This is a genomic window from Vibrio inusitatus (assembly GCA_024346935.1).
Taxonomy (GTDB): Bacteria; Pseudomonadota; Gammaproteobacteria; order Enterobacterales; family Vibrionaceae; genus Vibrio; species Vibrio inusitatus.
The window spans coordinates 1,583,101-1,596,529 of sequence record AP024878.1; the positions used below are offsets into that span (position 1 = coordinate 1,583,101).

General features: G+C 41.8%; 12 protein-coding genes. 5 read left to right on the forward strand and 7 right to left on the reverse strand.

Annotated features, from left to right (window positions below; all coding sequences use genetic code 11):
• The first annotated feature begins 46 nt into the window (after window positions 1-46).
• Entirely contained in the window at window positions 47-1,879 is a 1,833-nt protein-coding gene (aspT, locus tag OCU48_RS07280; protein WP_244312290.1) for an aspartate-alanine antiporter, read from the forward strand.
• A gap of 112 nt (window positions 1,880-1,991) precedes the next feature.
• Here the strand turns inward: aspT and OCU48_RS07285 are convergent, their stop codons facing one another.
• The 3 genes from OCU48_RS07285 to fabV form a co-directional block, all read right to left on the reverse strand.
• Window positions 1,992-2,138, reverse strand: coding sequence for a DUF1059 domain-containing protein (locus OCU48_RS07285; protein WP_244312291.1), 147 nt, complete (start codon window positions 2,136-2,138; stop codon window positions 1,992-1,994).
• Window positions 2,139-2,353: 215 nt separating this feature from the next.
• A complete protein-coding gene (locus OCU48_RS07290) occupies window positions 2,354-3,304 on the reverse strand; it encodes a carbon-nitrogen hydrolase family protein (RefSeq protein WP_141345343.1) in 951 nt (316 codons plus the stop codon).
• Window positions 3,305-3,512: 208 nt separating this feature from the next.
• Window positions 3,513-4,715 carry an enoyl-ACP reductase FabV gene (gene fabV / locus OCU48_RS07295; protein ID WP_141345344.1) on the reverse strand — a complete coding sequence of 401 codons (1,203 nt, stop codon included), beginning with the start codon at window positions 4,713-4,715 and terminating at the stop codon, window positions 3,513-3,515.
• Window positions 4,716-4,986: 271 nt separating this feature from the next.
• Between fabV and OCU48_RS07300 the strand changes: the two genes are divergently transcribed.
• From OCU48_RS07300 to OCU48_RS07315, 4 genes are all read left to right on the forward strand, one after another.
• Window positions 4,987-5,499 (forward strand): glycine cleavage system transcriptional repressor, encoded by a 513-nt coding sequence (locus tag OCU48_RS07300; RefSeq protein ID WP_141345345.1) that lies wholly within the window; start codon window positions 4,987-4,989, stop codon window positions 5,497-5,499.
• A 387-nt stretch (window positions 5,500-5,886) separates the two neighbouring features.
• On the forward strand, window positions 5,887-6,063 hold the full coding sequence (locus OCU48_RS07305; RefSeq protein ID WP_167496178.1) for a hypothetical protein: 177 nt from the start codon (window positions 5,887-5,889) through the stop codon (window positions 6,061-6,063).
• 190 nt (window positions 6,064-6,253) lie between these two features.
• A complete protein-coding gene (locus OCU48_RS07310; protein WP_141345346.1) occupies window positions 6,254-7,984 on the forward strand; it encodes an amidohydrolase in 1,731 nt (576 codons plus the stop codon).
• Window positions 7,985-8,045: 61 nt separating this feature from the next.
• A complete protein-coding gene (locus tag OCU48_RS07315) occupies window positions 8,046-8,462 on the forward strand; it encodes a hypothetical protein (RefSeq protein ID WP_141345347.1) in 417 nt (138 codons plus the stop codon).
• Window positions 8,463-8,504: 42 nt separating this feature from the next.
• Here OCU48_RS07315 and OCU48_RS07320 read toward each other — a convergent pair whose 3' ends face one another.
• From OCU48_RS07320 to OCU48_RS07335, 4 genes are all read right to left on the reverse strand, one after another.
• Complete coding sequence (locus OCU48_RS07320) at window positions 8,505-10,118, reverse strand: MFS transporter (RefSeq protein ID WP_141345348.1); 1,614 nt, start codon at window positions 10,116-10,118, stop codon at window positions 8,505-8,507.
• A gap of 75 nt (window positions 10,119-10,193) precedes the next feature.
• Complete coding sequence (locus tag OCU48_RS07325; RefSeq protein ID WP_141345349.1) at window positions 10,194-11,816, reverse strand: MFS transporter; 1,623 nt, start codon at window positions 11,814-11,816, stop codon at window positions 10,194-10,196.
• A 228-nt stretch (window positions 11,817-12,044) separates the two neighbouring features.
• Entirely contained in the window at window positions 12,045-12,530 is a 486-nt protein-coding gene (locus tag OCU48_RS07330; RefSeq protein WP_141345350.1) for a hypothetical protein, read from the reverse strand.
• Complete coding sequence (locus OCU48_RS07335; RefSeq protein ID WP_141345351.1) at window positions 12,515-13,171, reverse strand: winged helix-turn-helix domain-containing protein; 657 nt, start codon at window positions 13,169-13,171, stop codon at window positions 12,515-12,517. Before OCU48_RS07335 ends, OCU48_RS07330 begins: the two co-directional genes overlap by 16 nt.
• Window positions 13,172-13,429 lie beyond the last annotated feature (258 nt).

Consider the following 13,429-nt stretch of genomic DNA (forward strand, 5'->3'; position numbering starts at 1 on the left):
ATTTTTTACGAAACTATGTCCGTCTAAATTTGTAAAGCATCTATTCATGAGCTTTCTAGCCGTATTTATGTTGGCCGGTACTGTCAATATTGATGCAGGGCAAGGCACGCAATCAATTAGCTTGTTCAACGCAGCACAAGCACAAGAACACACTCAAAGTGCAGCGAGCACTGATACTACTGTTGTAAAAGCACAACCACAATCTGAACCAATGTGGATCGTAAAGGTTTTTCGTGAGCATCAATCTCTAGCAATATTCTTGACATTAGGTATTGGCTACTGGATAGGTGCTCTCAAATTTGGTCACTTTAGCCTTGGCGCAGTAACAGGTACCCTAATTGTTGGTGTACTTGTTGGACAACTCGATATTGCTATATCTTCGCAAGTTAAGTCTATGTTCTTCACTATGTTCCTATTTGCTGTAGGTTATGGCGTTGGACCTCAGTTTGTGCGAGGTGTGGCAAAAAATGGTGCACCACAAGCAATATTTGCAGTACTTATTTCTTTCCTATGTTTTGCTGTAACTTATGCGGGCGCAAAGATCGCTGGCTACGATGTTGGTTTAGCTGCTGGTCTTTGGGCTGGTGCACAAACTATTTCAGCTTCTATTGGTCTTGCAACAGACGCTATTAACTCATCTGGTTTCAGCAACAGCAAAGAACTACTAGACCAAATTCCTGTAGCCTACGCAATCTGTTACCTGTTTGGTACTATCGGTACTGGTATGATTCTGGCGTATTTAGGTCCTAAGCTTCTTGGTGTTGACCTAGTTGAAGCTTGTAAAGACTACGAGAAAGAAATGTCTCAAGGCACTCCTAAAGACGGTATTTCTCGTGTATGGCATCGTACTGAATCACGCACTTATGAAATCAACGAAAGCATCAATGATACAACAGTAGCGAATTTCGAATCTCAACATAATGAAGAACGTCTATTCATTGAGAAAATTAAACGTGATGGCGAAACCATCGATTTCGAACCAAGCACCAAACTTCGTGCGCACGATATCATTGCTTTAACTGGCCACTCAGATGCGCTTGTACACGCTCAGCAGTTCCTAACTGAAGTTGTTGATGATGAACTGGATAACTTGCCTCTAGAAACGGTAGAACTCGTTGTTACCAACAAAAAGTTTGCAGATCGCACACTAGTAGCCCTTGCTGAGGAAGACTACACTCGTGGTGTATTCCTTAATAAAATCACTCGTGGAGCAGCGGGACAAGAAATTCCACTACTCGCTCAAACTGAAGTTCATCGTGGTGATACTCTAAGCATCACTGGTACTAAAACACACACTGAGCGCCTAGAAAAAGAAGTGGGCCATGTTGATAGAACATCTACTGAAACTGATATGGTTTGGGTAGGTCTATTCATCGTTATCTTTGGTCTATTAGGCGCCCTAGCTGTAAATATTGATGGCGCTCCAGTTACTCTGTCTGTATCCGGTGGTGTGTTAATTGGTGGTCTAGTCTTAGGTTGGTTACGCTCTATCCACCCAACGTTTGCTCGCTTACCAGCACCAACTCAATGGTTTATGAACTCAGTTGGCTTGAATGTATTCATCGCTATCGTTGGCATCTCAGCTGGTCCAGGCTTCATAGCTGGTCTAAAAAGTGCGGGGGCAGGCTTGTTTGTTATTGGCGCAGCAGCAACCGCTATCCCAATGATACTTGCACCACTGATTGGCAAATACATCTTTAAGTTCCACCCTGCTATTAACTTAGGTATTTGTGGCGGAGCTCGCACAAGTACAGCATCTGTTGCTATGGTTGGCGAAAAAGCACAAAGCAACATTCCAATGCTTGGCTACACAGTACCTTACGCGGTATCCAATACACTACTAACTCTGATGGGTATGTTTATGGTGTTGTTCTACTAAGAATAATAAGCACTCCCTTAACTCAAGCTCCTTACTTCGGAAAGGGGCTTTTTTTACTTTAAAGGGGCACAAAAAAGCCGCCTTAAATAGGCGGCTAAAAAACTTAAAATACCTACACTGGAGGTGTTCCTTGCTTGAATTCTTTCATTATTTGCTCGCGAAACTCGGGTGTGTCGTCGTATCCGTGCACCTTAGTTCCGTGCTCAACCACCGCTAGCAGTAATTCCTCTTTGGTGTCAGCTGCTAAAGCTACAGACATTTTATTTCTCCAGGGTAATCTCGACAATCGATGTAGTATCTAGACATAATCAAGTCCTAGGTCGAAGAGATTTATACAACAAGGCAAGGTACCCAATTCTATCTTGCACTTCTTAAATCATAGGCATACTTAAATACGAGGCCTATTGAGAAATCCTTTCTTAACCTTTACTTTGTTCCTAACAAACGTATTTTTGTTTATATAATTATAGTCCATTAAAAGTCTTCATCGTCCCAAAAAACAAATGGGGGAGAAGATCGCCTATCCACTTCAAAATGAAAAATATCAGGTCTATGATAATGCCCGGAAACATCTAGGGTTTTCCGTGACTTAGCTGAATCTTCGGTCTCAATGTCGGCGTACAGTACCCCCTGCTCTTCATGTAAAGGGCCCGCTAATATGCCGCCAAATGGTTTCACCACAACCGCATCGCCAGGGTTAATCCATTCCTCTTTACTAAATAGAGCCTCACCATTGGGGAAACTCTCTGGTATGTCTTTGCCATGAAGCGCTGTCGCTGTTGATAATACCCAGCAACCGCCTTCACGTGCTATGTGGTTCATTGATGCTAGCCACGTGTCACCACTATCCCATGTAGGAGCGATATAAATATCAATATTTTGTGCATACAATGCATATCGCGCCATTGGCATATAGTTCTCCCAACATATGAGAGCGCCTACCCTGCCTACAGCGGTATCGACGACCCGTAACCCTGACGCATCTCCCATTCCCCAAATCATTCTCTCGGGATTAGTTGGCATCAGTTTTCGGTGTCTGTTGACTATCGTTCCGTCCGCATCAATTACAGCAACTGAATTATATAAACTGCTCCCACTGTATATAGAATCAAGCTCTGTAAATCCAATCACAATAACCATGTTATGTGTTGCTGCAGCGCCACAAATCTTATCTAATCCTCCATTGTGCAAATCAACTGCGTTTTGGCGCAACTTACTATGAATCTCATTTCCGATCGCCATATCTCCTCCTGGTTTCAGCCTCCATACCCATGTCGGATAACCAGGTAAAAAGGTTTCAGGAAAGACCAGCAGTTGAGTTCCCTGCTTCGCCGCCTCTTCGATGATATCTAAAGCCACTTCAATACTCGGTTCTAACTCTAATAGAACTGGTGGCTTCTGTGATATTGCTATTTTGACTTTCATACTCTGCACCTGCTTTGTATAAGCCCACTCTAAGGATAGCTTAAAGCTCAAAAGCAGATTTGCAGAAAAGCCAAGAGTCCCTAGCCTACCCACTTCACCAGAAGATACTAAAGCATTAATGCATGAGGCCAAGATTCTCTAAACCAAAAAAAAGCCCCAGCAGTTGTTGAACTGCTAGGGCTTAACAAAAATGATTGATACGAGTTAATTAGATATCAATAACGTCAAAGTCGACAAGCGTATCAACGTCGGCTTCATAATCAACGCCTTCAACACCGAAACCAAATAAGCTTAAGAACTCGTCTTTATACTCTTGGTAATCCGTTAACTCTCTGATGTTTTCAGAGGTGATTTGAGGCCATAGATCACGACAATGTTGCTGGATGTCGTCACGAAGTTCCCAATCATCTAGACGTAGACGATTGCTTTCGTCTACTTCTGCTGCGGTACCATCTGCTTTGTATAAACGTTGGCTAAACATGCGATAGATCTGCTGCATACAACCTTCGTGTACACCTTCTTCTCGCATCTTCTTAAATACCATTGCAATGTACAGTGGCATTACCGGAATGGCAGAACTCGCTTGAGTCACAACAGACTTAAGTACTGCAACATTAGCGGTGCCGCCCGTTGCCGATAGTTTTTCATTCAATGCTGTTGAAGCGCGGTCTAGATCCATCTTAGCGCGGCCTAGAGCACCATCCCAATAAATTGGCCAAGTCAATTCAGTACCGATATAGCTGTAAGCCACAGTCTTACAACCGTCAGCTAATACGCCAGCGTCAGAAAGAGAATTGATCCACAATTCCCAGTCTTCACCACCCATTACAGTAACGGTATCGGCGATCTCTTCTTCAGTCGCAGGCTCGATGCTTGCTTCGATAATTTGATCTTTATTAGTGTCTACAGCAGTAGAGGTGTAAGTTTCACCAATTGGCTTAAGAGATGAACGAATCAGCTCGCCAGTTTCTGGCAACTTACGCACTGGAGAAGCCAGTGAGTACACCACCATATCGATCTGACCTAAATCTTCCTTGATAAGCTCGATGGTTTTTTGTTTTGCTTCGTTTGAGAACGCATCACCATTCAAGCTTTTTGCGTACAAGCCTTCTTCATGAGCTAGCTTGTCGAACGCAGCTGCGTTGTAAAACCCTGCAGTGCCTGGTTTCTTTTCTGTTGCCGGTTTCTCGAAGAATACACCGATAGTCGCAGCATTACCGCCGAAAGCCGCGGCGATACGAGAAGATAGACCATAGCCACTTGACGAACCTACGACTAGAACACGTTTAGGTGCGTTCGCAATTGGTCCTTGCGCTTTAGTGTAAGCGATTTGTTGTTTTACATTAGCTTCACAGCCCACTGGGTGTGTTGTGGTACAAATAAATCCACGAATTCGAGGTTTTATAATCATATTCACTTCCTTAAATAAACTTGCGTAGCATAAAAGGTTCTCTACAAAATCTCACCCTATTTATAGAAGATCTGCCGTTAATCGCCAGTGGTTGGAGCACTTATAAGCGAACTAGACACATCTGAGATCTAAGTTCTCACATTAAAATCAACGTGTTGTATGAATTATTGACCAATATCATGCAAGGCTCGGTAATGTTTTCTAAACTAGAGACATCAATCATTTAGTTTTGAATTTTCATAGACTTATCAAAACTGTGGAGGAAAACACCATGCACACTACATTTATAGTGAATTTTATCGGCACTGCATCGCCATCGACAATCAAGCGTCTCTCCGCAATCACTCATGAGAACGGCGGAAAGTGGCTGATCAGTAAGGTAAACTTTATTGATCACCAAGTAGCAGGCGTGATCAAAGTGGATCTGCCTGAAGACAATCAAGACGTTGTCAAAAACGCTTTCAAAAATACCGAAGCGCTCGTTTGCCAATTTACTGATGCCGATGCCTCACTACATGACAAAGAAGAAATCTTTAGCCTCAGAGTCGATTCCAATGATCGAGCCGGTATCGTCAATGAAATTACTCAAGTATTAGATGGGCAAGGTATCAGCATTCTAGATATGGACTGTCATCGAGTATTCTTAGCCGGTGGTGGTGGTGTGAGTTCAAGTCTGTTTACAGCAGAGCTTGCTCTTAAACTTCCAGCTGAGCTTGCCGTTGAAGATGTCACACGAGAGCTAGAATCGCTGAGTGAAGATACTCGAGTAGTCGTCGAAGCTTGAACAGCAACGCTTAGTTAAAGCCTATTACTCACTAAAGCTCGCCCTACTCGGCGAGTTTTTCATTTTGCTATAAAAATCATTAATACCCGTCTGATTTTCTTTATGACCAACTCTAAGAAGCTAGTGCTATAACGACTCTTTAGCTCTAAATTTTCGTCGTCAAAATTACACACTGCCCCCATCCACTGTGTTCGATTCCAGCCTAGCCAATGGGCCTCAATCGCTAATACTGTATTACCCTCGGTTACTAATCAACCAACTACGCATCAGCTTAAAATGAATAATGATGACAAAAAATAAAATTGGGTATTAACGCCTTATAGCTTTCAGAATATCCACGATTTATTGGCTATAAAGGGGCCTCTAATCATTCTAAAGGTCATTACCATGCCTGAAACTACCCACAAACGTTATCGACCTCTTTTGTTTCTTACTTTAATTGTTTTACTGATAGTTCTTACCCTTAAATTGGCGCAGTTAAGACAAGAGCGAGTCCCACTAATTGAAGAGGCGGATGTTGGCACTCATGAGGTCGGTGCGTTGTTTGAAATTCAAACAGGATAGAAAAAGCATAAGCCAATGATATTTAAAGAATATATCATCATAAATTATATTGATTTAGATTTTCTTACCTCAACTATTTTTCAATATATTTAACTACTTTTTGTGGTTAGCGCTTAAAGAACAATTTCGGCACATTAAAGAGATTAGGCAAACCTAATTTCATCCCCTACTAATTTGTGGAGTAAAAATAATGAACAATAACACTCTTAAACCTGGTCTCGATTACAGTGAAGAAACCGTTCTTTACACGGGCAATTTTATTACCGTTAATGAAGTGCAACCTCACGGTAACGCCGTTGTGGTAGCTAATGGCAAAATTCAGTTTGTCGGTACTAAAGACCAAGCGGAAACTTACTTAAACAATGAAAACGTAGAATATCGCTTAGACTCTCAGTTTTCAGACAAAACTATTGTCCCTGGGTTTATCGAAGCTCACATGCATGCATTGACTGCAGCACTTTTTACAGCACGTTTGGGTTATGCAGGTCAAATCGAGCGTAAAGCTGAAGGTGGTCGTACACTAGCAGCAAGCGTGACTAAAGAAGAGCTTATCGCCACGGTTTCACGTTATGTTGAGGAGCACAATTTAGCCGGTAAAAAAGGAGAATGGTTAAATTTATGGGGTCTTGATCCTCTCCTACTCAAAGGTGACATTACAGTAGATCGTGATTTCCTAGATAATATCTGTGCAGATAGCCCAATTTTCTTCATGCACACTTCATGTCATGTTGCAGCATTTAACTCACTCGCTATTGAGAAAACTGGCTTTAGTCTTGACGATAATCCAGCATTTGTATTTCGCAAAAACGATCGCTTAACAGGTGAAGTAGCTGAGCTTCCAGATATGATGCGTGCTGTTCAAGTAGGAGCATTTGATTTGGGCACACCACAAGATGCTATCGCCGCAATGATCGCATATTCTGACATTACCACTCGCTTAGGCGTAACAACTGTTTCTGATTGTGGCATGGGCATTCCAGCAAATCCATTTGCATTGTTTCAAGCATTATCTACGATGCCTGCATTCAAAGCTCGCATGGCCGCTTTTCCATTAGTACCTAAGTTTAACGAAGAAGAATTAGCGCAATTCAAAGCGCAAAGCAATGACCGTTTATTTGCAACTAAAGTAAAGCATATTGCTACCGACGGCTCTATTCAGGGATTTACCGCGGTTCTTAAAAAAGGCGAGAAATACTACAACGGTCGTGAAAGTGGTCACTTCCAGTACTGCATGGATACTATGTACGAAAGCGTACTAGCTTCCCACAAACTCGGTTATAGCATCTCTTTCCACTGTAACGGAGAAGGATGTACTGATGCTCTACTGGATATCATTGAACGTTTGCAAAACGAATGTCCTCAGCCAAATGTACGCCACTGTTTAGAACATAATCAAATGGTTACTCCTGAGCAGATGGACCGAATGAAAACCTTAGGTGTGATTCACAACCTATTTGCTACCCATATCCCTGTTTGGGGTGATGTACACGCTACACAGACTGTAGGTCCTGTCCGTGTCAATACGTTAAATCCATTCCAGACTTCGATTCAAAAAGGGATTCCGTTTTCGCTTCATAGTGATGATCAGGTAACACAAGTCGATCCACTGTTCATGATGTGGGGTGCAATGAATCGTCAATGTATATTCTCAGGAAAAGTATACGGAGAAGAAGAATGCCTGACTGCTGAACAAGCCCTACACGCTGTCACCTTAGGTGCCGCGTATTTAATGGAACAAGAGCACATGATCGGCTCTATTGAAGTAGGTAAGTTAGCAGACATGGCCATTCTCGACAAAAACCCACTTGAAGTGATGAAGCAAGACGTAAAAGAAATCAAAGTTCATGCCACAATGTTAGGTGGTGATGTTTCCGTACATACAACACAAATAACGGATAAAGCTGAACCTGCGTTCGCTTAATCAATTGCAATTTAAGCCCTCTAAAGAGCAAATCTTTAGAGGGCTTTTTACAAGGATTAAAATGAAGATAATCAAAGAAATCACGATCTGTAGCGTGATAGGCACTATAGCCATGCTTATGTATGGACAATTTTGGAATTGGGTGGTCGTTGAAGGGTTATTGCTTGCTCTTGGAGCCGCTGTAATTATGGCATTCGTTCTCAAGACTTCTGTTTGGTTTGAGAGTTTCGCCGCCAATTTATGCCTTCGCCAACCAAGATTACCGAAAATTAAACGCTTTTTTGCGTCTTGGTTTATATTAATCGGTTCCAAAGTTGTCGCAATGGGGGCAATCCTTTTCTTGTTCGGAGAACGCGTACAATTTGATGGTCCATTTGGTGGTGTAGTTGCATTCTATATCACGATTGTTTCTATTGTTGTATTTGAGTCATTGCTGTTTAAAAAGCGTAATAAACCGTTGCCTTCAATCACAAACTAATCTTTAAAGGCCTAAATCTTGAGTGATTTAGGCCTTTTTTCGTCATCTAGGGATGATGTTTCGAACCTCAATAGATTCACGACCAAGCCGACGACTCAGTTCAAAGCCAACAAGCCCAATGAATAATAATAGATACATTACACCGTTGAATCCCTTCTCTCTGGCGCTAGATTTCACCACTTTCAATTGATTGGATTCACCTTCAGATAAAGAAAAATGCTGTGAAATAGCGTCTACTTGCTGATTAGAAAGATAAGGAATAGTCGCAGTTTGCTCAATTTGCAATTCAGTCGCCATATTGCTCGGTAAGGTACGACGTACCTCCATTTCCATTAAATGTTGGTTGATGCCACCAAACAGGGTTAAACCCAACACCATACCGACATTTCTCAATGTAGCTTGTAGTCCTCCAGACTGTTCTGCTTCTCGCTCACCAAGTGCACCAGTAATTATCACCGGGCATTGTGACGCCAACATTCCCATTGCAGAACCCAGCAACACCATTCCTATATAAAACAGGTAACCAATTTGTCTAGAATCACTTGCCATCAAAAGTAAGCTCGCTGACAAAGAAATGACGATAAAGGCAAGCTGGCAAATTTGTGGTGGTAACAAGGATTTAAATAATAGAGGCGTCAATATTGATAATGCGATCATAAACACTGAAAAAATGAGAATAACCATGCCAGAGTGTGCACCCGATAAGGAGAGCGCTACTTGTAGATACGTCACGATGACGAAACTACTTCCCCCTAAAGCCAGATACATCAGCGCAAGGATCATAAACCCATGGCGGCAGGATTTATTATTAAACCAGTTGATAGGTAGAATCGAGCGTCCATTTACTTTTTCAAAATGGCGTTGCTGATAAATGAATAACGCCAACAAACACGCACCTAAGGCAGTGCATAACAACGCTGGACTAAGAGGTAAAACAAACTGGAACCAAGGTAGGTAATCATAGTTATCATGAGCGAGTAAAACGCCCCATGTTGGCATTTTCAGTATACCAACAAACAATAAAACGATGCTTATTGCTACAAGCATTGAACCTAAATAATCGAATCTAACATCAACTTGTGTATCAAGAGGTTTGACTTGAAACAGAGCTCCCAAAAGCGTGACGCCGTAACACAATGCAATAATAACAAAGGGCCATTGCCAGGCAACATTATCGTACAACCAGCCACTTAACAAGGGCATGATAGCGGCTGCTAATCCTGTAGATGCCGCAATTAAACCAAAGCCGATCGCCCTGCTCTTTCCTTGACAATGTGCAACAACAAGCGCCAAAACAGAAGGCAATATAAGAGCGGAAGCCAAGCCTGTAAGTGGTCTGATAAATAATGTGATTGTGTTGATTGAATCGAACAGTAAGAAAGCAAAGGTTGAAATAAAGCCTAACGCTGAGCCTGTAATTAAGAGTTTTCTCCACCCCAATTTCAGCCCGAGCATACTGGCTGATAACATGAGAGCAGCTCCAACTAGAGGCTGAACACTACCCAATACTTGAATAGATGCCACATCGGTTTGCAGCACATCGACCAGAATTGAGGTAGAAATAGAAAGATTAGCAATATCTGCCGATAGGGTAAATTGCGCGATGCAAAGAACGTATAACACTAATCCCTGTTTTTGATTGAAAGCTTTTATCATCAGGGCCTCTTCTATAATTTAATAGAGTAAAAATTAAAAAACCTCGGACAAGTCCGAGGCTTAACTATAGAGAGATTATTCGTTATTCATCAACGATCTTTGAGGTAACTTAGAACAAAGAGCAAGCCCCCCCATCATCAGTAAGATCAACGTCATCAATGCATATTGAACTGACTGCAAGCGAGATTCAGCCATTACTTGAATCACAATACGTTGCTCTTCTTTATCAACGATCAAATCTTCCATCAAACCCAGCGCCATATCGTTCGAAACAAACGGTAATGAAGGTTGTTCAACGATAATTTGTTTTGTTTCAGCACTCAGTGCCTCATGCTCAGAGATGTTTGATTTAATCGCCCCTGTTAGGGAGAACAGCATCACTGAACCTAGAATAGCAACACCAAATGCTTGACCAACGTTACGAGAGGTCGCTTGGATACCGCCCGATTGTTGAGCTTCACGATCACTAAGAGCCGAAGTTACAACGATTGACGCTTGAGAAGCCAACAGACCTGCACCGATACCAAAAATCAATAGTGAGATGTATTGCCAGAATGTAATGCCTTCCGCTGTAAAGCCAAGGAACATAAGAGCAGTACCTGCGGCAGCAACGATAAAGCCAAGTTGACATATACGCTGACACGACAAATGTGAAAGTTTAGCAGGGGCACCTAAAGAGCCAATCATCATGCCCAATGCAAATGCACACAGAGCCATACCCGAAGCAAGTGCACTCATGCCTGCCACTAATTGCATGTAAGAAACGTTAATAAAGCCAGTTGCACCGAACAACAAGAAAATTGTTGCGCACAATACGAGGCCGACAACGACCTGAGGATTTTTCACATAAGATTGTGGAAGTAGTGGCGTACCACCATTCGCTTCAAAACGACGCTCCCAAATCATGAGTGCTTTTAGAACCGCGCCACCAAGTAATACGGTAGGAATAGCAGGAGAAAGACCAACAATTGAGAAATCCGTCAAAGGTGCTACCAAGCCCCACTCGGAGATCTTTAATAGACCTGTTACGAATAGCAGCAAACCGATACCTGCTAACGCAATACCTATTACATCCAGTTTACCTTTAAACGGAGCAACTTCTAGCTGAGGAAGCTTCATACTACCAAACATCACTAGTAAGCAATAAACACCTAACCCCATAAAAGCGACTTTGAAGCTAGCAAAATCAAGAATGAAACCAAATAAAAGTGGCGTAATAGCACTTGCTAAGCCAACCAATGCGGCAATTGCGGAGAACGCAATCGCTTGATCTTTACCTTTATAGATACCTGCAACATTGGCAAGTACGGCTGGAATTAACAAACAGGCACCTAAACCGGAACCAACACGAGCACCGTAGTTCAGCACCTCCATGCTAGGCGCAAATGCCGCACCAAAAGATGCTATTGCAAGCATGCCTGAGCCTATGATCATTTGTCGTTTCCAACCGATGATGAGGCCAATCAAACCACCAGCAATCATACCTGCACCTGCAATCAGTGGGTACATAGCATTTGCCATCTGAATTTGAGGCATAGTGGCACCGTGCAGTGCTATCAGTGCATCCGTTGAGATAGCCAAGCCCGAGTTATCAGCCATAGTTGAAAATTGAGCCGCGAGAAGAACAATAAGTGGAAACCACTTAGCGAGACCATTGTGCTCTTGTTGAATGGGTATAGAGGGTGTTGATACCGACATATTTCTTACCTTTTATGTTTGAGCATGATGCTCTTTTATTAAAGTTATAGGGAATGTTGTCGATATTTAAATAGGTTTACCTGTTCACCTCCAACCAAAAAAAGTAGTTTTGAAATAAAAAAAATAATAGATATAAAAAAAGCCAATAAAAAAAGTCAAAACACTGTTTTTATTGGCTTTTAATCAACACTAGTTATACGAAAAACGTGTTATAAGTTTCTATGCTCATTAAAGAGCATGTTTTCTCTGCAAGGGAAAAGAAGCAATAACAACCCCCGAATCCATGATATTGATAAATAAGCGTCCCTCATCTAGACGCCATACTTCTGCAACTAATAAAGAAGGTGTTCTTGGCACTAGCAACCCGGTATTCTTCACAAATTTGTCTAAGCCTGTCACTGTTCGGTTGTTTAACTCACCATACACATGCTGATTTAGAGAATGCCTCATTGTCACATTAGCATCGACCGTGAAAGCATATCCATTGTGCTCTACTTTAATAGCAACTCGAGTGTCATTAGGCTCAATAATCATAACCGAGCTACTATTAATTGAAGTATTACCTGAGGTGAAAACGCCCGTTCCTTCCCAAATACCCTTGAAAACACGTTCGTGGTTGACAATATATTCTTGGTTTATGTAACGCCCTGAAAAATAGGCCAAAACAATAAAGATAAGTGCAGCTAACCATTTAAACCCTAAAGTTTTTGGCATAGTAATACCTCACTGTCTAATTGGCACACTTGGTAGCCCATACCTGAGTGCATCACAACCACTTGTTTACTGTCATACTTCGCAGCAACTTGTGACTGTAGCGTTGCAGGAACCTCTTCCATTAAATACCACGCATGGTCTATTTTTTGACTAATCTGTGTATCAGGTGGATTTCCAATACCTAGAACACCTAATGCAAATGCACAGATAGATCCAAGCGTTGCGATGTAAAAGTAGATACGGTTCGTTTTATTTAAAATCGGCCTTTGAAGTTCGACCTTAGCGTCTTTTGTCTGGAGATGGTCGCTCGTCTCCTCCACTGCGGGTTTCTTGGAAAGTAAGTAACCTTGTTTTGGAATCGTTCTAATAATGATCCGTTCTTCGTCTTTTAAGGAAAAACGCAAAGATTTAATAGTTTGGTTAATTGTTGCATTGGTCGCATACGAATCTTTCCACAGCTGTGCTTCAATCTCAGTCCGGCTTAGTACTTCAGGAAAGCTTTGAATCAACGCGTTAAGTAAATTCGCTTCTCTTGCTCTAAGCACAACTTTCTCTCCCGAGAGTTCGAGAACTCCAGATAAAGGAGAAAATCTAAGCTCTCCTATCTTATAAACTGGAGGTTCAAGAGAAGGTTCTGTCATTGGTGCTCCTTAAGCATAAGTACAATACAGCGAGGTAAACAATATAGGAGGGGATTCTGCACTATTTTATACAAATCCTCATAAAAACTGATGACATACATTAGAAAAGAATGAACTGGAGCACAGTCTTATTAGGTCTTTTTACTTTGTAACTGCCCCCTCAAAAAAATAGTATTTCTCCGGGTGTTTTTTTTTACTTTATATCTTTTAATTTGGTTATCTAAATAGGTCCGGTACGCCTAGAGTGACTTTCAATTT